This window comes from Arthrobacter oryzae, assembly GCF_031454875.1.
Lineage (GTDB): Bacteria > Actinomycetota > Actinomycetes > Actinomycetales > Micrococcaceae > Arthrobacter > Arthrobacter oryzae_D.
This window is the reverse complement of record NZ_JAVDRQ010000002.1, coordinates 140,157-162,977: the sequence shown is the minus strand read 5'-3', so window position 1 is coordinate 162,977 and position 22,821 is coordinate 140,157. Positions and strand designations below refer to the sequence as shown.

Annotated in this window: 15 protein-coding genes; 5 read left to right on the top strand and 10 right to left on the bottom strand. The window is 62.7% G+C overall.

Annotated features, from left to right (window positions below; translation table 11 throughout):
- The first annotated feature begins 327 nt into the window (after nt 1-327).
- Nucleotides 328-882 carry a hypothetical protein gene (locus tag J2805_RS03945; protein WP_309969536.1) on the top strand — a complete coding sequence of 185 codons (555 nt, stop codon included), beginning with the start codon at nt 328-330 and terminating at the stop codon, nt 880-882.
- A gap of 90 nt (nt 883-972) precedes the next feature.
- On the opposite strand, the gene J2805_RS03940 is transcribed toward J2805_RS03945, so the two are convergent.
- Together J2805_RS03940 and J2805_RS03935 are read right to left on the bottom strand one after the other, a co-directional pair.
- Nucleotides 973-1,542 carry a DUF6919 domain-containing protein gene (locus J2805_RS03940; protein WP_309969532.1) on the bottom strand — a complete coding sequence of 190 codons (570 nt, stop codon included), beginning with the start codon at nt 1,540-1,542 and terminating at the stop codon, nt 973-975.
- Between the two features lie 133 nt (nt 1,543-1,675).
- The gene (locus J2805_RS03935; protein WP_309969528.1) at nt 1,676-4,450 is read right to left on the bottom strand and encodes a S8 family serine peptidase; all 2,775 of its coding nucleotides are present in this window, start codon (nt 4,448-4,450) and stop codon (nt 1,676-1,678) included.
- A gap of 1,076 nt (nt 4,451-5,526) precedes the next feature.
- Between J2805_RS03935 and J2805_RS03930 the strand changes: the two genes are divergently transcribed.
- The gene (locus J2805_RS03930; protein WP_309969526.1) at nt 5,527-7,530 is read left to right on the top strand and encodes a hypothetical protein; all 2,004 of its coding nucleotides are present in this window, start codon (nt 5,527-5,529) and stop codon (nt 7,528-7,530) included.
- A gap of 322 nt (nt 7,531-7,852) precedes the next feature.
- On the opposite strand, the gene J2805_RS03925 is transcribed toward J2805_RS03930, so the two are convergent.
- Entirely contained in the window at nt 7,853-8,668 is an 816-nt protein-coding gene (locus J2805_RS03925; protein ID WP_309969523.1) for an MBL fold metallo-hydrolase, read from the bottom strand.
- A 42-nt stretch (nt 8,669-8,710) separates the two neighbouring features.
- Here J2805_RS03925 and J2805_RS03920 point away from each other — a divergent pair, with 42 nt between their 5' ends.
- A complete protein-coding gene (locus J2805_RS03920) occupies nt 8,711-9,484 on the top strand; it encodes a TMEM175 family protein (protein ID WP_309970549.1) in 774 nt (257 codons plus the stop codon).
- A gap of 434 nt (nt 9,485-9,918) precedes the next feature.
- Here the strand turns inward: J2805_RS03920 and J2805_RS03915 are convergent, their stop codons facing one another.
- Nucleotides 9,919-10,617, bottom strand: a complete 699-nt coding sequence (locus tag J2805_RS03915; RefSeq protein WP_309969521.1) for a TetR/AcrR family transcriptional regulator — start codon at nt 10,615-10,617, stop codon at nt 9,919-9,921.
- A 106-nt stretch (nt 10,618-10,723) separates the two neighbouring features.
- Here J2805_RS03915 and J2805_RS03910 point away from each other — a divergent pair, with 106 nt between their 5' ends.
- On the top strand, nt 10,724-11,299 hold the full coding sequence (locus J2805_RS03910; RefSeq protein WP_309969518.1) for a hypothetical protein: 576 nt from the start codon (nt 10,724-10,726) through the stop codon (nt 11,297-11,299).
- On the top strand, nt 11,296-11,988 hold the full coding sequence (locus J2805_RS03905; protein WP_309969515.1) for a DUF4386 domain-containing protein: 693 nt from the start codon (nt 11,296-11,298) through the stop codon (nt 11,986-11,988). The genes J2805_RS03910 and J2805_RS03905 overlap by 4 nt, the downstream gene beginning before the upstream one ends.
- Before the next feature lie 778 nt (nt 11,989-12,766).
- Here J2805_RS03905 and J2805_RS03900 read toward each other — a convergent pair.
- The 6 genes from J2805_RS03900 to pdhA form a co-directional block, all read right to left on the bottom strand.
- Nucleotides 12,767-13,960: an acyltransferase family protein gene (locus J2805_RS03900; protein ID WP_309969512.1), complete on the bottom strand. Its 1,194-nt coding sequence runs from the start codon at nt 13,958-13,960 to the stop codon at nt 12,767-12,769.
- Nucleotides 13,961-14,139: 179 nt separating this feature from the next.
- A complete protein-coding gene (locus J2805_RS03895) occupies nt 14,140-16,326 on the bottom strand; it encodes an acyltransferase family protein (RefSeq protein ID WP_309969509.1) in 2,187 nt (728 codons plus the stop codon).
- A 475-nt stretch (nt 16,327-16,801) separates the two neighbouring features.
- Entirely contained in the window at nt 16,802-18,172 is a 1,371-nt protein-coding gene (locus tag J2805_RS03890; RefSeq protein WP_309969506.1) for an O-antigen ligase family protein, read from the bottom strand.
- Nucleotides 18,173-18,823: 651 nt separating this feature from the next.
- A complete protein-coding gene (locus tag J2805_RS03885; RefSeq protein ID WP_309969503.1) occupies nt 18,824-20,362 on the bottom strand; it encodes a dihydrolipoamide acetyltransferase family protein in 1,539 nt (512 codons plus the stop codon).
- A gap of 4 nt (nt 20,363-20,366) precedes the next feature.
- The gene (locus tag J2805_RS03880; RefSeq protein WP_309969500.1) at nt 20,367-21,479 is read right to left on the bottom strand and encodes an alpha-ketoacid dehydrogenase subunit beta; all 1,113 of its coding nucleotides are present in this window, start codon (nt 21,477-21,479) and stop codon (nt 20,367-20,369) included.
- Nucleotides 21,476-22,726, bottom strand: a complete 1,251-nt coding sequence (gene pdhA, locus J2805_RS03875; RefSeq protein WP_309969497.1) for a pyruvate dehydrogenase (acetyl-transferring) E1 component subunit alpha — start codon at nt 22,724-22,726, stop codon at nt 21,476-21,478. Before pdhA ends, J2805_RS03880 begins: the two co-directional genes overlap by 4 nt.
- Nucleotides 22,727-22,821 lie beyond the last annotated feature (95 nt).

Genomic DNA, 22,821 nt, shown 5'->3' with positions numbered 1-22,821 from the left:
CACTCCACCACTCGTTTCCGGGCAAATGACGTACTCGTTTTGGAGTGCCCGCGCGGCTTTCCGTTAGCGGTCATTCCGGTCTGCGTAAAAGGGGCCGAAATGCCCCTGTCTTTATCTTTCGGGAACGTCTAGCGCACATTTTGGCTGGAGGAGCATACTTATACCGCCGCTCAAATCGATGGATGTTTTCCTGCGTTCGGGCGGCTCATTCACCGGCAGTGCCCATCGGGCCGGCCGGCATCCTGGCGAAGCCGGGGCATCTTCGTCCCACGCTTCGCGTCCCTTACCGAAAGTACAAATCTCGGGTCTCAGAGGGTTGGAAAGAAAATGATGTCTCGCACCAAAACAGGAATGATCTCCATGGTCGCCGCTGCCGTTCTGGCAGTCGGCCTTGCCCCTGGGGCCGCGGTCGCCCACGGGGGCTCGGGCGGAGGCTCAGGGCACCACGACTCGGACAAGAGTGACGACTGGCGCAAGAATTCAGAGCAGCGCAAGCTGGTGCGGACGCTGCGGCACGTCACCGACGACTACCGGTGGCTGGACAACGCAATCGCGGATGGCTACGAGAAGGCCAGCGAGTGCGTGGAGAAGGCAGACGGCAGCGGGGCCATGGGTTTCCATTACCTGAAGAAGGACCTGCTGGATGACAAAACCCAGGCACGCAAGCCGGAAGTGCTCGTCTACATGCCCAACGAACGCGGACGCTACAAGCTGGTGGCCATCGAGTACATGTCAACGGCCACGGAGCGGCCGGAGATCGCAGGCCTGAAATTCGAGGACGGACCGTTCCCGGGCACGTTTGCCCTGCACGCCTGGGTATGGAAGGACAATCCGGACGGCATGTTCGCGGCCTACAACCCCGACCACAGCTGCCCTAAGTAGCGGCCCTGACGCACCAGCGTCGAAAGGTCACAGGTGACGGTTGGCAGCACGCCCGGCCGGGTGCTGCCAACCCGTCAACACCTGCAGGCCTTAGGACTTCGCGGTAAGCAGGGCCTTCTGCAGCAGGGGAACCAGTTTGGAGTTCCTGCCCCAGACGGGATCAAAGATCTGCAGTTCCCAGCACTCGGCCAGCGATTTGGCGAGTGTTTCGTTAATCCAGTCCGTGTAGGTCTCGTGGGCGTAGGAGGGCCCACCGGAGCTTCCCAGCCACGTGAATTCCCTGGACCCCTCCAGGGTTACACAGATCTGACCGCTGCCTGATTCGCCGGGAGGGAACACCAGCACCACCAGGTCAGTTTCAACCAGAACAGCCGAAATGATCGCCGCCGACTGTTCGGTGCAGCGGCCGCTTACAAAGGCGCGCTGCCCGCTGCCGCCCGACACGAGCATCCCGGGCTGGGAATCATCCGTAAGGAAGCCGAGCCGGTTGATCGCGGCCAGGGCCTCACTCATGGGGCCGTTCTCGCCTGCGTATTGCGGCGCCGTGTAACCGGGCACGTAGCTGAGGGAACCCTCGAGCCAGCGTGCTGTCAGTTCACAGGCGCCTTCGAGCGTGGTGCAGTTCCGCCACGCATCTTCGTCAGGGACACCTTCGAACATGGACTGTCTCCTTACGTTCCCCATTGTCACAAGCCGAATGTATCACTGCTCACACCTGTTGCAACCAGTCACTCTCGTAACAAGCATGTGAACCGGCGGAGCCCTCGGCACTGACTAGCGGTCTTCCCGGTGACTAGTCCGTCGCTGCGTAGCGGTACATGAACGCGGCCATCTGGTCCCGGAGGATGGACGCGCCGGGCCGGAAGGACCGTGTGGTGGCGGATTCCGCCCAGCCGTTGCTGATGCCCATTTTGGCCAGCCAAGAAATTTCCTTGTAGAAACCGTGGTCGGTGGGAATGTCCACAAACCGCGATTGGGCTTCCGGCACGTAGTCGGGGGACCCTGCATGGCGGTAGATGAAGGCTGCCATCTGGTCGCGGTTGACCGTTGCACCGGGCCGGAAGGTCCTGGTGCCGTCCTCTTCCTTCCAGCCCGTGCTGATGTGCTTCGCCGCCAGCCAGGAGATCTCCCGGTAGAAGGCATGGTTGGTGGGGATGTCGGCGAACGGCGAGACGGCAGGCGGGACAAAGTCCGGGTTGCCGGCCAGCCGGTACAGGAAGGCGGCCATCTGATCGCGGTTCACCGGCTCGGCGGAACGGAACGTCCGTTTACCGTCCGGTTCGGCCCACCCCTGGGTAATCTCCTCGGTTGCCAGCCAGTTGATCTCCAGGGCAAAAGCCGATCCGTCGGTAATGTCGCGGAAGAAGGAGGAGTCGAACACGAATTCCCAGCCCGGGGGGCCGCCCGCCAGCGCGTACCCCTGCATGGGCTTGGCAGAGACGAGCACATAGCCCACCCCCGGGTAGGTCCCGGCCGGCACCACCTTGCCGCCAATCATGTACTCCACCCCCGCCGTCGTGGGCACCGTGTACGTGTCGTTGGCCGAGCCGATCCTGTCGGTGAACTGCACCGGGGCCGGGACCACCCCGGTGGAAATGGTTTTTGCAGCACTGGTCCGTTGAACCGTGATGTAGCCGTCCTTGGTGCCGGTGACGCGGACCGTCAGGATCGTGCCTTTGTCCTCCTCGGCCGGCGTGTACGTGGACGCGGTGGCTCCGGGAATGACGGCGCCGGCCCGGTACCACTGGAAGGACAGCGTGACAGGTGCCGGCTGCCAGGTCCCCGTGTATGCGGTCACGGTGCCGCCGACAATGCCCAGCCCAGTGATGAAGGGATCGTACGGCGGGACCACCGTTGCAGCCTCCACGGGTGCCGTCGGCTCCGAGGTGACGGACACGCTCTGGCCAAAGAAGCGGCTGCCGGTGGCGGTGACCGTCAGTGTTGTCCCGACGTCGGCCGGTTGCGGCAGGTAGGTGGTTGCCTGCGCTCCCTGGATGGGGGCGCCGTTGCGGTTCCACTGGTAGGAAAAGGTGACGTCGCTGGGCGTCCAGTTGATGGCGTAGGCGGAGAGGTCCTGCCCGACGGCGGCCTTGCCGCCGATGATGGGCGGGACTCCCTTGATCTCACGGTCGGGCTGGAAATTGAGTGCTGCCGTCCCCTGCAGGAGGCCGCTGCCGCACGTCTTGGTGACACACGCCGACCCGTTCGTGGATGTCACTTTGAGCCGTGCTTCCACGTTGTCCGGGGTTGCCAGGTCCCCCAGCCGGGACATCAGGAGGGCGGCGAGTCCTGACGCGTGCGGGGCGGCCATGGAGGTGCCGCTGGAGTAGGCGTAGGTTCCGGCGCCGGGACCCTGCGTGCCTTGGTTGAAGGCCACCAGGATTCCGTCCGAGGACGCCTGGCTCACGTCCCCGCCCGGGGCCGCGACATCGACGGCCGGTCCGTAGTTGGAGTACGGTGCCAGATTGCCTGTGCGGGTGAGGGCGGCGACAGAGATGACGTTCTGACAGTTGGACGGACTCGTCTCCGCAGCCGGCCGGTTTTCGTTGCCGGCCGCGGCGATCACTGCCGCCCCGGATTCGTACGCGAAGTTGACGGCACTTTGGAAGGTTGCCGGGCAGGGCACGTCACCGCCGAGGCTCAGGTTGATGACGCGGGCGGGGTTGGGGTTCACCGGCAGTCCGGCGACAGGCCCGCCGGCGGCCCAGATGATGCCGTCCGCGATGTCGGACATGTAGCCACCGCAGGGCCCGAGGGCGCGGACCGGCAGGATCTTCGCCTCGGGTGCAACTCCGGTGATGCCGCTGGAGTTATTGGCTGCGGCTGCGATGATGCCTGCCACCTGGGTGCCGTGCCAGGAGGAAGGGCTGGCGGGGGCGCCGTCACCGCACATGCCGGCCGTGGTCCAGTCGCCTTCGTCGCGCGGGTTGGCGTCGCGTCCGCCGGAGTCCCTGGAGTCGGCGGGATCGGACATCATGTCGTAGCCGGCGAGGACGCTGGCATTCAGTTCCGGGTGGCTGGTGATCCCGGTGTCCACCACGGCCACCACCGCGCCGGCGCCCCTGTTGAGTGACCACGCACCGGGCATGTTCATCGAGCCGGCCCAGCCGCCGGACAACAGTCCCCACTGCAGCGGGTAGTAGGGGTCGTTCGGCTCGGCTGTCGGGTACATCCGGATGTCCGGTTCGGCGTGCTCGACGGCGGGATCCCCCCTGAGCGCCGCCAGCGCCTTTTCGGTTTCAACGGCATCCAGCCTCCGCTCGGCCCGCAGGACGCGGGCCCCTGAGGCTGTCCCGCGGATGTCGGTCACCAGGACACCCACGTTCCGGGCCACTTTGCCGAGGGACTCTGTCCGAAGGGCCGGGCCGGCGGGCGCGGTGTCCTTGAACTTCACGATGAACTGATCGGTGGTGCTGGTTTGGCTGACGGCCGGAACGGCGGGTGCAACCGGAAGCACCGGTGCGTCGTCGGCGGCAGCCGGGAGTGAAACCACGGAGCCGCAGACCAGTGCCAGAACACCGGGAATCAACAAGCGGGCGGACAGACGGGTGCGCAGGGCGTGAGACATCGCGAGATCCTAGGGCCAGGCGTCGACCCCCCAGGAGCCGGATCGCGGAAAATAGAGACCGCGGAATCCGCGTCAAGCATGAGTGTAACAACGACTTTAGAAATTGCCAGCCCCCTGGAGCCTCTGCCTAAAGGCGTCGGATGGCAATGCCCGGCGAGACCCTATGTGCTTACGATTCGAAGCGAAGGCGGCTCGATGGGAGAGTCTCAGTCATTCCACCCATAAAAGGGCGGCCGAAGATCGGATTGGCCATTCGCCTTGCCCTTGCTTGGGAGTAGTGCCCCAGCCGCAGCCTTAAGGCCAATTGCAGGAAGCAGCACCGCCGCGGCAACGACTGACAGGACGGTCCAACCCAGATCCTCCGGGCTCAATCCGGCCGGCCGCTCCGGGCGTGAGTTCCGCCGACCTCCGTCATGCATCAGTGTGATCATGGCCCAAGGCTACGTAGTCCACACCTCTCTGCACCTCAGTAGCCAGTACCTGTCTTTAGCCTCGCCCGCCACTTGCTTGTCCAGATCAGCGGCACAAAGGCGAAGCCTTGGCGCAAGTCGATTGGCCGCTCTTACATGAGCTTCGGCACCAGCTCCTAGCTCCGCAGCTGTTACTTCGAGGCCCGCAGCAGGCGGCAACCCCGAACCCGCGGGTTACATGTGGCGCCATCATGGCCGTACTCAACGCAACCAGGGCAGCTTCTGCGTAGATGTCTACCTAATCGATGCGCTGTCCATAGGGATCAGCGTGCGGATATGGCTGACGTCCACCCGTGTCGCGTGCCGTCGCTCGCCGCGCCGATGCTGTGGAACTGAAGCACCGGGCCGTCGCTATGGTTATCAGGATCACTCCACATTCGTCACTTTAGTCACATTGTGCACACGGGACACTTCATTCCTCTGAGTAGCAATCTGCCTCACCTAAGTAACGACAGCACAAAAAGACACGTAACCCTCACGGTGTTTTGAGCCGGTCGGAGGAAATAGCTTCTAGCCATGGTTATAGAAATTGGCGAAGAAGATCAGCCGGTGTCTCCTACGGATACCGGCGTAAGGCGCCGTGGGCTTCTCAGCTTCGGAACGCTGATGGCTGTATTCACCGGTGCTTCCGCCGTTGCAGCTCTTGGTGCCAGTAGCGCCCAAGCCGCCCCTGCCGCCCCCGGCGACAAATACGTTCCCATCGCGGAAAAGGGCTCCCCTTCGGGTGTGGCAGCTTTGGACAGCGGGGCGAAGATCCTGCCTTCGCAGCTTCCTGACCTATCAGCCACGATTCTTGCGGTTGGCAGAGGCACCTTCGCGAGTAAAGATTCCCTCTCATGGAACGTCAAGGACTTCGGTGCGAAGGGAGACTTCAGGACCATTTCAGATGCGAACATCACGACGAACCAACTTTCCAGCCCTACTTACAGCTTCACGGCACAAGACGTAGGGAAGCGGTTCACTGTCTACAATTCCGCCGAGGGGCGAGGCCTCAACATGAACCACATCAACGGCACGATCCTCAGCGTCTCGGGAGGAGTGGCGACGCTAAGCGCGTCCGCTGCGGCGCCCCGCGCTGGCGTCCGCGCAGACTGGGCGTCCGACGATCGCGCCGCCATCCAGTCGGCCATTGACGCTGCCATGGCAGATGACAACATGTCGAGCGACGGTATTGCCCGTGAGATTGTCTTCGATCCCTCTGTGTCTACGTGGTGGGTCGGTGCGCCCCTGATAATCGGCACTAACGTGGCCCCCGGTTCGCCGGTAACGCTGCGCGGCGGCGGCGCCACCGGCTCTGAGATTGGCGGTACGAGCCTCAAGAACCGTGGCCTCGTCGGTCAGACGATCATCCAGAAGGCGGACAGCAAAGCCGGCCATGACATCATCCAGCACTACGGAAACGGCTTGGCGTTGGAGAACCTCTGCCTGGATGGGCGAATGGCTGCCGGCTACTGCCTCAAGGTGGATTTCTCGTTCGAGCTCCGGCTCACTCGCTGCCGGTTCATCCGGAGCTACACCACGGCGCTGAAACTCCAGACGTGCAACAACGGGCAGGCTGACGACATCCACGTAAACTACGCAGGGCAGGGCAGGGCGTGGCCGGCAGTGAAGGTCACCTCCACGCGCAACGCTGACGCCTCTCTATCCCCGTCCAACACCTTCCACTGGAACAACATCCACATCGAATACAACTCAGGTGTGGACCTTGACATCGCCAGCGGAGCAACGGACGACGAATACGCTGAATACCACAAGTTCAACCAGCTCCACATCGAAGCGACCATCGCCAACTTCTACAACGTCTCCGGCGGCAGCGTGAAAGCCAAGAACGTCCCGAGCCTCGTCCTGGGCAATGTCCGCTCGGTGAACTTCGTTAACAGCATGCTATATGCCAAGGGCCAGCCGGCCGTAGAGATCAAGGCGCAGGCGGATATTGCTGGCGTGGAGTATGGCGTGAACTTTGTCGGTTGCGAGTTCCTCGGCGTCACCGGCGTGGACCGCTTGGTTGATGTCATCTCTCTGCGAAATGGCTCCGCAAGCTTCATTGGCTGCAAATTCAGCGGAGCGGATCAGAAGTTCGTCCTGATCGACGCGGCTTACGCCGGGACGTTCACGATGGCCGGGGCAGTCTTCGGTGAGAACATCGCCCCGGTACCCGCGGCAGGGCGTGTCGTGGACAACCGCGCCACCCTCAACCCCAACTACTTCGAGAATCTCATCACTGACCGCGACGCAGGGGTCACTGGCACTGGCCACTTCGTGGCGCGAACCCCAGCTACCAACCAACGTCCTACCATTGCCGGCGGCTCGGGACTCGGGACGGGAGCGGCCACGCCCACCATCTCCGGGTCAGACTCGGCGGGCCAAGTGTCATTCGCCACGGGCACGACGCCGACGGCGGACAACATCTACTTCGCAGTGACGTTCCGAAAGGCGTACGTCGGGGCGGCACGGGTGTTCTTGGCCCCGGCCAACAGCGCCACCGCCAAGCTCGGGCAGCCCTACATCGGCGCGAACGGGAGCGGCTGGGCAGTGTACTTTCCCACCGCACTGGCCGGTGGATTGACTGGGCTCCAGTACAACTACTTCGTGATCGGTTCGGCAACCTAGTATGCAGGACAAGCAAGACCGTCTTACTCCCGAACTGAGGCTTCGATCAGAACGTTCCGAGTTAAGGGCGAGGCGAACCCGTCAGACTTCCCGACCCGCGGAGCGAAACTGCGGACCGACAGTTGTTCGGATTCGGACACCGCACCCATCAAATTTTGTCCTAAGGCTGCGGTCTTGCTGTTCTCAACAACGCGGTAGCAGCCGTTTTGGGCTGTGTCACCACTTCGCACTGGACCCTTCTGGCAATGGCAGAGCACGGTGTGCCCTCGGTGACAGCTGGCCCTGAGCGAACAATGAGGCGAAGGTCGCATGGATGGAATTCCTAGTGGTGCGCGCGGGTCTCCTGCAGGCGCTTAATGAACCAGCGGGACTGCTCCGGCCCGTACGGCAGCACCGGGATCGCCTTGGTGGCGTCGCTGGGGGTGTCGCGGATGGACTGGGTGGCCTGGCGGACGGCCGTGGTCATGGTGTTGGCCATGGTCTTCACGAACTGGTCGCTGCACGGTTCGCCGTGCCCCGGGATCAGGAATTCGTAGCGGTGCCGGAGCGCGGAGATGTGCCGCAGGGCGTCCGCCCATTCCTCCGGGAATGAGTCCTCGAAGGACGGATGCGCGCCCTGCTCCACCAGGTCCCCGGCAAACAGGGTGGTGGAGGTTCCCACCAGCAGGTCGCCGTCGGTGTGGCCGCGGCCCAGATAGAAGAGTGTGACGGTCTGGCCGCCCAGGTCCACCAGCACCGGCTGGTCCTTCACGATCGCGTTGGGAACCACCAGTTCGGCGTCGGCGCCTTCGCCGGCGGCCATTTCGGGTTCCAGGGTGGCGACCATGCGGCGCTGCCGGTCCCCGTTGTCCTCAATCTCGCGCGCACAGTTCTCGTGCGCATAGAACTCCGTGACGCCGTCGTCCGCGAAGACGGCGTTGCCGAAGAAGTGGTCGTAGTGGGCGTGGCTGTTCACCACCACCAGCGGCAGCTGGGTCTTTTCACGCACGGCGGCCAGGATTTCCCGGCCCTGCCGCGGTCCCCCGCCGGTGTCGATCACCATGGCGCGTTCGGCGCCGACTATGAGTCCGGTGTTGAGCTTCGAGCCTTCGGTGGTCAGCACATGGTTACCCTGGCCGACCTCCATCCATCGCGACATTCTGTTCTCCGTATTCATGCGTTCCGGCGATCCTAGGCCTCGATTCTACCCACGCCCAGCTGGTGGAACCCTGAGGAAAGGCACGCGGCGGCGGAACAAAAGAGCGTTCATCGCCTTTGTCCGGCGCAGTCGAGTAACCTGTGCCGTACGCCAGTTGTCCCGAGGAGACGGAGGTGCCCGCATGGAATCCGGAACGTCCCTGAAGCGGATGGTGTTTTCAGCGACGCCGTCTTTGCAATCGCCCTGACACTGCTGGCCCTGGATCTGAAACTACCCGAGGGCATCGCGGCGGCGCAGCTGGACGGTGCACTGATTAACGCCCTTCCGGAGCTCTTCGCCTATGCGTTGTCGTTTGTGATCATCGCAAAGACGTGGCTTCTGCACCATTCGGATTTCGCCCTGATCCGCCGCTTCAATTCGACGCTGGCATGGATGAACCTTGCACTGCTGTTCTTCATCGCCATGCTCCCGGCTCCCACCTCCGTCCTCAGCGAATACGGGGATGACCCCACGCCCTGGCCCAGCATCCTGTACGCCGCCAACATCGGCGCGATCTACCTGCTGCTGGCGGGGATCTGGAGTTATGCCCGGCATACGAACCTAATGGATCCCGGCATGACAGCACATGTCCACCGGCGGATCTTCACCGTCCGCATGGCCGTGCCGGTGGTCTTCCTGCTCAGCATCCCGGCCGCGTTTGCCCTGAACGCGTACACGCCGCTGCTGTGGCTGCTGCTCCTGCCGGCGTCCTGGCTGTCACGCTGGATGTCCACCCGGTCCGAGCAAGGGTCGACGGCCGCAAAATCTTCGCCGTAATTCAGGCCCCTTGCAGGCTGGACTGCGACCTCGACGCTTGTCCTTTAGGTTGTCAGCTCGGTATGGGGCTCGACGGGCCGTCCTCCGTAAGGAGTGGGCTGTGAAGGAGTTGAACCTTCATGCCACCAGGGTTCGGGGGGAAACCTGATATGTAACCGTGCAGCCCGTAGGCTAAGGAATACGTCACGGACCCAACCTTGGGAATTCCTTGGGTCGTCAGCGGTCCGGGAGGCGAACAACTCCCCCAACCGGACCACCGTGCCACGACAGCGAATCGGTTCCTAGGGCACTACTGCCCCGTGGGTATCACGCACGTGATCAACCCCATCCGCAAAGTGGAGCCTTCATGCGCAATAACTGTTCGTCCTCAAACCCGCTGTAGGTCAAGCGCCCCGCCGCGAGCGGTCGCTGCTTCGCCGTACACCTGCGAGTGTTTAGCCCTTGCGCCCCAATTCGTCTTCTGACCTGCCAGCCACGCAATGACTGTCGGCTGCGATCCCGGCCAGCAGTTGCCTGAGGGTCCGCTCGTAGTGCTCTTCGCTTCCGTACCGGCTCATCGGGCCAGCCGCCGCGACGGTGAGCGGAAACTCCGGCGGCGCCGGCGGCAGCTGCACCGGTCCGCCACCGCTAGGGGCTTCGGCCGCCTCGCGCGCCAGGACGAAGGAGGACCAGCCGTAGTTCAGCGCCACGATTCCGCTGAAGGCGGCGACGGCGGCGTCCCCCGTGATGCCCGCGCGCTCGAGGATTCGCAGCGCGGCTTCGCCGATAGGCAGGGCGTTGGCTCCCGGGTACGGATGTCCGATCAGCGGGGTGATGGCCCACGGGTGCTCACGCAGCAACCGGCGGTGATTCCGCGCGAACGCCGCAAGGTCGGCCCCCCAGTCAGCGGTTTCCGGTGGTGGGATGAACCGCCCCAGGACCCGGTTGAGCAGGGCGTCCACCAGCTCGTCCTTCGTGGCGAAGTAGCGGTAGAGGGACATGGGAGCGGCCTCCAGCGCCACCGCGACGGCCCGGACGGTCAGCGCCTCGAACCCGGTTGCCGCCACCTGCTCCGCGGCATCAAGGATGGCGTCCATGGTCAGCGAGTTCCGGGCGCGGCGGCTGCGGGGTTCGGCCGAGGTTTTCGAAGGCATGGCACCGGCTTTCGGTCGGAAACTGTTGTCCTGAGACTCTTGCGTACAGTGTACGTTATACCGTAGCGTACTTAGTACACAACCATCTCAACAAGGAGATCCTCCAATGTCATTCCTCCGCTGGGCACCAACATTCCTCGGCTTCCCGGTGGGAGGCTGGCTGGCTTTTCAAGTAGCCGGCTCAGTCACCGGCCCGATCACGGCCGCACTGGCAGGTGTCGTCGCCGGAGCCGTGATCGGCGCCACACAATGGCTGGCGCTGGGACGTGCAGCCGGGTGGCACTGGCCCGCGGCCACCGTGCTGGGGGTGGGTGCCGGAAGCGCCCTCGCGGCGGTCGCCACCGGGGCGGGAACCACGACGCCGGCACTCGTCGTGTCGGGGCTGGTCACCGGCGCGGTGGTCGGCGCAGCCCAGGGGGTTGCGCTACGTAGAGGCCTGCGCGTGACGGCGCTGTGGGCTGCAACTGTCAGCATGAGCTGGGCCCTCGGCTGGCTGGTCACCGCGAATGTGATCGTCGACGCCGACAACGGCTACGTCGCGTTCGGCTCCAGCGGCGCACTGGTTGCCACGGCTGTTACCGGACTGGTGCTGCGACGCGTCCTCGGCCCCGCTGTTCATCGTCGGGCTGAGAGAACTCCCTCCCCCGCGACTGCTGCCGCGTCCGTGAAGCACGTCCTGTGAACGCCACAGTCACAGCGGCCGTCCTGCTGATCCTGCTACCGCTTGCCTTCAACGCGGCCTTCGCAGCACTGGCGGCGAAGTTCGACTATCCGGACATCCTCCGGCGTCCCACCGGTGAAGTCCTGGAACGGTTCCGGCAGGGCGGCTCGGCGCTCATCTTGCTTTGGTGGGCGTTCGCCATGACGGCCGTGCTATTGGCGCCGCTGGCGGTGCTCCTGGCAGGTGTCCTGCACAGCGCCGATCCCCTGCTGCTCAGCCTCGGATCAACCGTCGGCGTGCTGGCTGCGCTGGTCCAGTTCCTCGGGCTGGTCCGCTGGCCGTTCCTTGTGCCGTACCTTGCCCGCGCGGCGGGAGAGCCGGGCGCCTCCGAGGCGCGGAAGGAGGCCCTGGATGTCGTCTTCCAAGCGTTCAACAGGTATCTGGGCGTGGCGGTGGGCGAGCATCTCGGTTATCTCTTCACCGGCGCCTGGAGCATCCTGGTCGGGGCTGCGATCATGCAGAGTGACACCGTGCCGGCATGGCTGGGATTGGTGGGAATTGTGGTGGGTGCCGTGCTGGCACTCTGCTCGCTGGAGTTCGTTGGGCCGTTCGAGCGCGACGGCTGGAAGGTGGCGGCCGCGCTGACGCCTGTCACCTACATCGCTTGGTCGCTGTGGCTTGTGGCGACGGGCGTGGCAATGCTGCTGTGACAGTGCACACGTTTCGTTCCACAGCGGTAACCCCCGAGAAACCCTTACCTGCTTATGATCTGGCTATGGCTACCAAACAGCAGAAGACTTCTGCGCCCCGTGCGGCGCCACGACGAACCACGTCACCTCGTATGGATCCCCTGATGGCGGCTCCGGCACTTCAGTAATCAGCGTCAGATGCGCGGACCACTCCGAATTGGGTTAAGCGGAGTCCTTTGCGAGTTCGGCGAAAGCGCTTGGTATCACCCCGGAGAACATTCCGGGGCACTCCCTATCATCTGGGTTAATTGTCCATGCAGCGCTGCGTGCGGCGCGGCGAGGTCCAAGCCGAGCAGAACGTCAGCGCCAACGTCACTGCTGTGCCCGCGGGAAGCCACATCTAACTGTTGGCCCATTGGCAGGCGCCTGCACCATCCAACCGGCACCGTCTTGGGCCGTGACGGACTCCTGTGCGAACTGCTCGCTTGAGGCTAGGTGACACAACGCGGGCGTCAGCCGGGCAAGGTACGGCGATCTCTACATAGTCCGGCATCACGACATCCCAGTTTGAAGACTTCGTGTGAGGAAACCTGTCTGAGGCGCAATCAGGCCGGATTCGCGGCCAAGAAACTCGGCTTCGCAACTTTCGCACCACGAAGCACTGGCCGCCGTCGCGCCACACTACCCGCATTTGACGGTGGGGGCGCGCCGTGCCACCACTGGCTGCCGGACTCCATGACCCTCTGTAGGTTCCGCGGCTCGATGCAAGAGACAGAAACGACAAACCTACTCGCTAGGCTCAGCCACGTAGTGAGACGCGGACGGCCGCATTGTCCAAGTCCTGACCTGCCCGCTTCTCGTACGCGCTCACTATAAGTCTATGAGCGGGCTTCTCCACGAGCCGGTAGAGGATCGACCCGGCTACAACGGCAAGGACGAGGTAGAGCGCAGCTACTCCTGCGCGAACTGGCAAGGATCCATCATCAAAACGTTCCACGGGCAGTAGGCGTACAAGGATCATCAAGGCCGGGACGTGCGCGAGGTAGAGGCTGAAGGAGATGAGCCCGCCAGTATTCATAGTTTTTGACCCGAGTGCACGGACAGGGCGACCGGAGCCCGTAGCCAACAAGAGGATGACGAGCGCTGAGAGTAGCAAGGCGACAGAGGCTCGTATGCCGCCAATTGGAATCAACGCGGGGACAATCAATAGCGCAATGAGTGCCAGTGCACCTAGCCAGCCAGCGAGCTGGCCGTGCGGGAATTTCTTGGATGCCAGGTAGACGAGGCATCCCAGGCTAAAGGCGAGGAGGATGCGGGCCGCAGGGACGGGCATGTGGGATGACGGATAAATCCACGTCGCCACGCCCTCCAGTATTACGATAAGCCCCGCAGCAAAGAACAGGGTGGACGGTCTCTTGGACGATAGCCAGACGGCCCCCAGGGCTATCGCGGGGTATAGGGCGTAGGCTAGCCACTCCGCGCTCAACGACCACGCCGGTATGTTCCAGCCTTGGGAGTCACCGACCCAAGACCGAAGTAGGAACAGGTCCATGAAGAATCCTGAAACACTGTAGCTATCCGGGTCGCTTACCTTTGTGCCGATTGCACTCGACCCGATGACCAGGGCAGCCAAGGCTAACAATACGGTCAGATGCGCTGGGTAGATGCGGGCAAGCCGCTTCACCAAGAAGCTCCCGTAACCGCGCCACGTTGGGCGGGTGAACCGGCCTAGGTACTGATAGCAAATAATGAACCCGCTCAGCACGAAGAACAGGTCGACAGCCAGATAACCAGCGCCCGTAAGCGTGGAGAGGAACTTCAGTTCCGGGAGAAGCCCGTAAATCTGGGGCTGATAATGATAAGCAACCACCCACAGAGCCGCGATAATGCGGACGCCATTCAGATGTCGGAGTACATATTTCCTTGGCTCGCCTTTTGCCTCAGCTAGGGCTGCGGGCGCGAGTGAATCCGACATGTTCCCCCCAATAGTCATGACCCGATTCTAGGCCATTCAAATGCCTCCCAGGCGTGGAGAAGCAGTTCAACTGACGCTCGCGCACCTGCGGCATTCTCCACGGTCAGTACAAACGGTCCCTGGTTGCCCTCACCCAAAGAGATGCAGATAGGTCGGGATCCGTCCGGCCGCTGGAACACCGCCGCATGGCTGCGCCATCACGGGACATCGATAATATCTGCGATCAACTCGCTCAAAGCCCCTTCAATCTTTGTGGCATACGGCAATGTGATGTGCGTGAGGTCACGCTTGGTCGCCGTGGTATCCACGAATGCTGGGCACAGTCCTTGGGCGCAAAACAGCGGACTTGTATCAACGTACGACCCGGCAACTTCCTTTGCTACTGCCGCCTCGGCCGCGGAAACGTTCTGCCACACGGTCGTCTTCGAACTGGCGCATTTCGCTGGCGTAGACGTTGGAGTGTAGCAATCTCGGATGTCTTTGTCCGCCGGTGGTGCGCTCATGATTACTTTTGCCGTACCTGCGGGCATGGTCTTCAACGCTGTGCTGAGTCCTGAACTCCAACTACCTAGACTCAAAGCTGTTGCCGAACCAGCCGCATTGGGAAGAATCGACGTATTGGCGACGAGAACTGCATCGGGTTGAGTTGTTGCGACGTGGTCTTTAACTTCCTTAATCCGCGACGCGCACTCGGCCTTCTTAGCATCGCTGTCGAAGCTCTTTTCCGCATCGTTGAATGGGCACCCGAACATCGCGGCGACAGTGAGTTTCCAACCTCGGGCTTCGGCTACCGGGATGAGGCTTCCGGCCCACTTCATGGCCACTGAGTCTCCGACCAGCACCACAGATTTCGCCCCATCCACGGCACCAAACGTACACTCATCGATACCGCCCCAGTCCTTGGTGCCGCAACCGGAAACACCGGGAGGGTAAGGGTCGCTCGAAATCGCTTCGTCCATGCTTGGAGACAATTCCGGCCAGGTTTCGGCAGCGAGAGCCAGCTTGATGGAAGCCTGCAGGGCTTCCGTCTCTGGGCCGTAGGCGACCGCAGCCGTAGGCGTGGGCTCGATTGCTTGTTTGGGTGTACTTGACGTGTTTGCCAATGCCAGGGCAGAAACAGGGGCCTCTCTAGGCATTACGGCCACCCCACTCGTCACGATAGTCACTACGGCCAAGAGTGCAAGGGCCGTGCGTTTGTAGCCTTCACTGAACGTTATTTCTTTCACCCAGTGTTTCTTGCCGCTCAGCCAGCCTGAGCGACGAATGGAGTCTTCCCATAGGTGGTAAGCAAACACTGATGTGAGAAGTATCGTGGCCGAGACGACCACATAAAACAACGGCCCGGTGCCCGGTATTAACACTGCCCCCAAGATGATTACAGGGAAATGCCAAAGATACAGCGAGTAGGAAATGTCGCCAATATAGCCACTCACCCGGTTCGTGAAAATCCATAGTGATTTGTGCGGAGAGTGACCGGTGTTAGCAGCTATGAGCACCGCAGCCGAGAGCGTCGGCAGAAGTGCGGCAGGTGCAGGGAAGGCGGTGGACTCACTGATCACGAAGAGCGAAGCGAACAGCCCCACTGTGCCGGCCCAAGCCAGCCACGGGCGGATGGAGTTCGGCATCTTGTGCATTAGAGGAATCGCGACTGCGAGGCCCGCCCCGATCCCCAGCTCCCAGCCACGCGACATGGTCGAGAAATAAGCAACTCCAGCATTTGTCTGCGTTTCCCAAATAGCCCAAGCCAGCGACGCACTCGTGACCACGCCTATGGCTACGCCAGCCACAATGTGCCGCGCCCTGTAAGAAGATTTTCGGTCTCCTCGCAGGAAGACCATGAACCCAATTAGGAGGATCCAGGGCCAGACAAAATAGAACTGCTCTTCTACCGCGAGGGACCAGAAGTGCTGGAGTGGCGATACTGGGCCATCAGCCTGGAAATAGTCCGTCCCAGTCGATGCGAACCTCCAGTTGGCTCCGAAGAACAGCGCCCAGAATCCGTCCCATGCGGTTGACTGGAATCTCGAACTGTTGAAAGCGATTGCCGAGATTGAGACTGTCGCCACCACCACGAGAACGGCTGCGGGAAGTATTCGCTTAGCGCGTTTCTTGTAGAAGGACACGAAGGAGATGTGGCCGGTCTTGTCGTACTCGCGCATCAAGTGCCCGGTGATCAGAAATCCGGAGATGACAAAGAATACGTCGACTCCAATGAACCCTCCGTTTGGCCAATGAACCAGATGGTCGAGGATCACGACGATGACAGCAAAAGCACGCAGACCTTGTATGTCGGGACGGAAAGCCTTAGGCGCCGCCGATGGTCGTTTCCGGCCACCTCGAGCAGACCTATTTCTCGCAGACTTCTGCCAAAGTGTTGTTGCCAAGAGTTCCCCCAGTTACGACCGAACGGTTCGCTTCATCCTACAGGCGCGGCGCTCACCCATTCTTCCGTGACGCCGCAGAAGACTGCATTCGTGGAGCGTTGACCGGCTGCCCGCACGAATCCCTCAAGGAAGTATGCCTCCAACATTCGTCCGAACATCAATTGCGTGTCGCCTCGTGTGCCGCAAGACGGTTTGACAGCTGACGCAGGGTACCCGCACAACGTCCGGCTAAGGTCTGGGCTGCCCATGTGGTCTGGCCTCACCGGCCAACGTTGGTCAAGTACAGCTCGAGGCTGACTCCAAGGTTCGACGCTGAACTCGCGCAAACAAAAAGGGAGAAGTGTCTCGCCCAAGAGAGAATTCACGATCGTCGCGGCTGAGAGTAACAACCCTCAGGGCCGGCGCTAGACAAGGGCTGCTACATTGTCGACGCCCTGCCTGCCGCGTGCCCTTCGCCGTCTCTCGGGACGGTCAGTCAGACATAGCTAAAGTTGGTCCGAGCGCGGGTTAAGGTGCTCGGCCCTTCCAAGGAGGACGTTTCCTCGGTTTTGGGGTCAGAGAACGCCAGCCCAACAAACAGCCCAAATAGGGCCATTCCCGACGGCCAGGACAAGACATCAAAGCTCAGGAAGAAGAAGACCACGGACAGCAGCCCGAGCCGTGCTGTCCGCCCAATCTTTCTGAAAGCAACAATGACGAGCACTACCAAAACCGCGAGTCCCGAAAGGCCGCCTTCAACTAGTGTCATGACGAACTGGTTGTCTACAGCGAAGAAGTTGCCAACCTGCAACAGGCCTTCACGGTAGAGCTGATAAGCCGAAAAGTACCCGTTGCCAAACACAGTGTTGACGAAGTCCTGCCCTTCTAGCAATCCGGGAATCGCGTCGACCGCTCCTGTGCGATGGCTCAACGAGTCAGAGGCGGCAAACCTCTGAAAGGCCGCGGACTCTAGGAAGCCAGCTGCAACGGCGACCACGGCGCCAAGGATAAGCAAGTAACCGCCAACCACGATGGCTTTCCACCTCTTCCGCCCGATGCCCAATAAGATCAGGACAACCGCAACGGCCATCGCTGAGCGGCTGCCTGCGGCGAAGCATCCAGCGAACAGCAGCGCAGCCGTCAGCACGCGCATCAGAGCAGATGCTGGCCCTACTCCCCGCACCACCAAGGCCAGCCCCACCAGCAACAGTAGGGCGAGCGGCAGAGGGTGCCCCAAAGTTCCCTGGGACCGGATTAGTGCCATGTCGATCTGGTTGTACATAAGGTTCGGATCGCCTGTTTTCGTCACACTGGCGTAGCCCCAGAGCGGACTTGTCCTGGCGATCAACTCGAATAGAGAGTAGGCAGCCTCAGCGGCGGCTACCGCAACCAGGAACTTGAGCACTTGTCGTCGCTCAATGGCGTTCATGAACGCGAATGTTATGGCTGGTGCTAGACCTGCAACCACCGCTCCGAATAGCAGGTTCCATGATGCTGGCTCCAGCGATCGTGGTGTCGCCAAGCCCACGAGTGCGAAGTAGGCGGCAAATAGCCAAAGACCCTTGGGCCGGTAATCGAGGGATGCACGGCGCCTGGCTATCGTGCCGACGGTTAGGGCGCCCACCGCACCCAGAACCGCGTACTTGAGATTCCCGTAAGAGGAGATGTTCTGTACCGGCACCAAGACCAGCAACGAAATGACCGCTGCCCCGGCGAACAATGCCACTTTGTCACCCGGCACTACGAAGAAGAGCAGCGTGATCACGATGACGCCAAGAGCTGCCAGCGCCATCATTGGCTGTGTCACTGCCACAAGCCCCAAGAGCGCCGCTACCGCGAAGGCGGCGGCATAGAACCAGCGACTCAACTCCTGCGCTCATTTCGCCGATAGACAACATCAGCAACCGTGCTAAGCACGGTACCAATCAGCGCCGAGACAACGGCGAGATACGGCCTGGAGAAATAAATGACACGGGAGCAGAACAACGCCCCGGCAAGTATTCCCCCCAGCGGTGTCGGCGAGGCCAACGTAGTTCCCCCATTTTCCATTCCCCAATCATAAGCGTTAGCCTCGATCAGAAGGCGCCGCGAATTTCGGTGCCGATGAGTGGCGCCAGTCGGTCGGCGGCACGTCGGAGGCTGAACGCTGGCTTCGCGATGTGGCTGCGCGCTAACCGTACGGTCATGGGCCTGCCGGTTATTGATGGCATGTATTTGGGTATCGGAAAGGGCGGGAGCCTACCTCAAGTGCATCACTTGGTCAGAAGGTCTCAATTCCGCGGCAATCCCCCAAGCGGCGGCCCGCCTCATGTTGGGCACACCGAGAGGCGGGCCGCCGAGCTATATAGTAAGGCGGCTTACGTAACCAAGGTGCCGCACGACAATATATGAACCCGCATGACAAGTGGTGTGCCTTCCACGTTCTGGCAATATTCTGCGCAACGTCGCCCGCGGCAGAAAACCGCGAGCGGGTTTGAATTTGCCCTCACTCCTCAATCGGCAATGAGCAAATCGGGTCCTAAAAGTCAGCAAACACTGAACCCGGGTTCTCGATCGCGTCTGCCACATAGCGAAGGAATCCACCAGCCGTTCCCCCATCGCATACGCGATGGTCGAAGGTCAGGGTCAGCTCCGTGACCTTGCGGACCGCCAGCCCACCGTTGACCACCCACGGCCTGTCGATGATCCGCCCCAGACCAAGGATCCCCACTTCGGGGTGGTTGATGATCGCTGCCGAGCCGTCCACTCCAAAAACGCCGTAGTTGTTCAGTGTGAAGGTCCCGCTGCCCAGCTCGGACGGTGTCGCCTTACCCTCACGCACGACTGCGGTGAGTCGGCGAATTTCGGCATCCAGCTCACGGGCACTCATCTTGTCCGCGTTGCGCACTGACGGCACCATCAGTCCGCGGTCCGTCTGCGCTGCGAAGCCGAGGTTGACGCCGTCGAACGAGACGATCTCCTGGCTCTCCCCACCTGCGGAGTCCTCCCTAGTGACAATCCTGGTGTTCAGTGCCGGGTACTTCTTCAATCCAGCCGTAACAAAGCGTGCGATGAATGCCAGGAGGCCTGGGGTGTTGTGCGGATCCGCCTTCTTCAGGGCGGCACGCATCTCCACGAGGGCCGTGGCATCAACATCGACCCACACTGTGGCTTCCGGGATCTCGGAGCGGCTTCGGGTCATGTTCGCCGCCACTGCCTTGCGAACGCCGCGTACCGGCGTCCGGGCGGTGATGCCGAGACCTGTGCGGGAGTCGGTCTCCGCGCCGCTTTCGACATGCTCCGCCACGGAGCCTCGATCAACCACTGAACGCCGGGTTTCGACAGGCTCAACCGCCAGCGCCCGGTGCGGCTCCGTTGCCGGGGCAGGAGCGATCGCTGCTTCGACATCCTTCCGCATGATCAGGCCGCTTGCCCCTGAACCCTGGAGTTCCCCCAAATCAACTCCATGGTCACGGGCCATCCTGCGGACCAGCGGCGAAATCACCGCACCGAGTTTGCCAGGCACACGGGTGCGCAGGATCAGGAGATCATCGGCGGTTTTCTCCGCTTCCGGGATTTCGACAGGCTCAATCGCCGGGCGGACTGGCTCAATCACCGACGTGCCGGCCGCCGAGGCTTTACGTGGCCGAGTGCGACGGGCGACACCGTGCCCGCCTGGTGTTCCGTACCCGATGAGGACGTTGCCGGAGCCGGCTTTTTCCTCTTCCCGGTAAGTGTCGGCTGCGGTTTCGACAGACGTGGTTTCGGCAAGCTCGACCACCGGCGTTTCCACAGGCTTGTTTTCGACAGGCTCAACCACCGAGTTCGGGGAACCAATGGGGGTGACCGAAATCAGAGGCTTGCCGACGTCGAGGGTCTGCCCAGGTTCCCCGTGAAGCACGGCAACGGTGCCGGCATACGGGGACGGGACCTCCACCATGGACTTCGCAGTCTCAACCTCGGCGATGGGCTGGTCCACCCGGATTTCGTCGCCCACGGCCACGAGCCAGTTCACCAGTTCGGCTTCGGTGAGGCCTTCGCCCAGGTCCGGCAGCAGGAATACTTTCGTTTCGCTCATCTGATCAGTCTTCCCACTGGAGGTCGTCAACGGCGTCGAGGATGCGGTCCACGCCGGGCAGGTAGTAGTGCTCAAGCTTCGGGGCCGGGTAAGGCACGTCGAAGCCGGTGACGCGGCGAATGGGCGCGGCCAGGTAGTGAAAGCAGCGCTCCTGGACCCTTGCCACGATCTCCGAGGACACCGACGCGAACCCGTGGGCCTCGGCGATGACTACGGCGCGGCCGGTCTTGCGGACCGACGCGCAGACAGTCTCGTCGTCAAACGGCACGATGGAGCGGACATCGATCACTTCCAGCGAGCGGCCCTCCTCTGCCGCCGCTGCGGCGGCGGCCAGCGCGGTTGGCACGGACGGACCGTAGGCGATCAGCGTCGCATCGGTGCCGGGGCGGGCGACGGCGGCACGGCCTTCCGAGGAAGTCCCCCGCTCGGCGTTCGCGGCGTGCTCACCGCGGAGCCCTGCAAGGTCCACCAGGTCCTTGGACCAGTAGAGCTTCTTGGGCTCCATGAACATCACCGGGTCATCGGAGTCGATGGCTTCCCGGAGCATGCGATAGCCGTCGGCAACCGTGGCGGGGGTGAAGACCTTCAGGCCTGCGGTGTGAGCGTAGTAGGACTCGGAGGAGTCGCAGTGGTGCTCCACTCCCCCGATGCCGCCGGCGTACGGGACGCGGATAACGATGGGCAGCTTAACCGCGCCCTTGGTCCGGTTGTGCATCTTGGCCACGTGGCTGACGATCTGCTCGAAGGCAGGGTAGGCAAAGGCATCGAACTGCATCTCGATCACCGGACGCATGCCGTTCATGGCCATCCCCACGGCCATGCCGACGATGCCGGACTCGGCCAGCGGAGTGTCGAAGCAGCGGGACTCGCCGAAAGTCTTCGTAAGTCCGTCCGTGATCCGGAAGACGCCACCGAGCATCCCCACATCCTCCCCGAAGACCAGCACGGAGGAGTCGGCGTGCATGGCATCGGCCATGGCGGTGTTCAGTGCCTTCGCCATCGTGATCATCTGCGGACCGGTCGAGTCCGCGGTGGCGGCCGCCTTGGCGGCGGCCCGGGCGGTTGCCGCGCTGACGTTGCCGTTGACCTCGGAGGAGGTGGTGACAGTGGGGCTCATTTTGCGGCCTCCGTATCGGATGATGCGCCGGCGCTGGCGTCCCGGGCCAGTTCATCGGCGAGCAGGGCGGACTGTTCCTTCAGCTGCGGAGTGGGTGCGGAGAACACGTACCGGAACAGATCCTGCGGGTCGACGGGAACGTCCTCGCCCAACCCTTCCCGAAGCTGCGTGGCAACCTCCTCGGCTTTCTCCGCAATCCGCGCGGCACCGTCGTCGTCCAGCAGACCACGGTCGGTCAGGTAGGTCTGCATCCGCTTCAGCGGATCCCTGGCCACCCACTGGGCCACTTCGCTGTCCTGGCGGTACCGGGTGGCGTCGTCGGCGTTGGTGTGCGCCTGCATGCGGTAGGTATGGGCCTCCACCAGGAGCGGGCCCGACCCTTCGCGGGCCAGCTTGACTGCCCGGCCGAGCACGGCGAGGAGGGCGACGACGTCGTTGCCGTCCACGCGTTCGCCGGCCATACCGTAGCCCACGGCCTTGTGCGCGAGCGACGGCGCCACAGACTGATGTGCCAGCGGCACCGAGATGGCGTACTGGTTGTTCTGGACAAAGAACACAACGGGCAGGTGGAAGACGGCGGCAAAGTTCAGTGCCTCGTGGAAGTCGCCTTCACTGGTGGCGCCGTCGCCGCACATGGCCAGGACGACGGTGTCCTCGCCGCGTAGCTTGGCGGCGTGTGCAACACCGACGGCATGGAGCAGCTGGGTGGTCAGCGGCGTGCACTGGATGCCCACCTTGTGCTTGGCGGGGTCGTAGCCGCTGTGCCAGTCGCCGCGGAAGAGTGTCATGGTCTGGACCGGGTCCACACCGCGGGCCATCACGGCCACGGAGTCGCGGTAGGTGGGGAAGATCCAGTCGCCGTCGGCAAGGCAAAGCGCGGCCGCAACCTGGCACGCCTCCTGGCCGTGGCTGGAGGGGTAGACAGCCATGCGGCCCTGGCGGACCAGGGCGGAGTTCTGGTCGTTGACGCGGCGGCCGACTACCAGCTGTTCATAGGCGGCCAGCAGTTCGGCGTCACCCGGCAGAGAGTATTCGTGGCCGGGCTGCGCGCCCTGCTCTGTGTGGGGGTTCAGGGTGCCGCCCTGGTCCACCATCTGGATCTGGTGGCGGGCCGGCAGCATGTAGTCCTCCACCGTGATCCCGAACTTGCGCACGGCCTCGGCTGCGGCGTCTTCAGTCACGTGGTTCCCGGCCGGCTGTTCCGGCACATCCGGCCCGAGGGCGGTGTGGTCCGCGGAGATCGTCATTGGTCCGTCCTTCTGTAGCCACTATTCGTTTCCAGTATCGTCCTGAAGGAACTTTCGTATCCAGTCCCGGGAAGAACCGTGGAGAAGTACGAAAT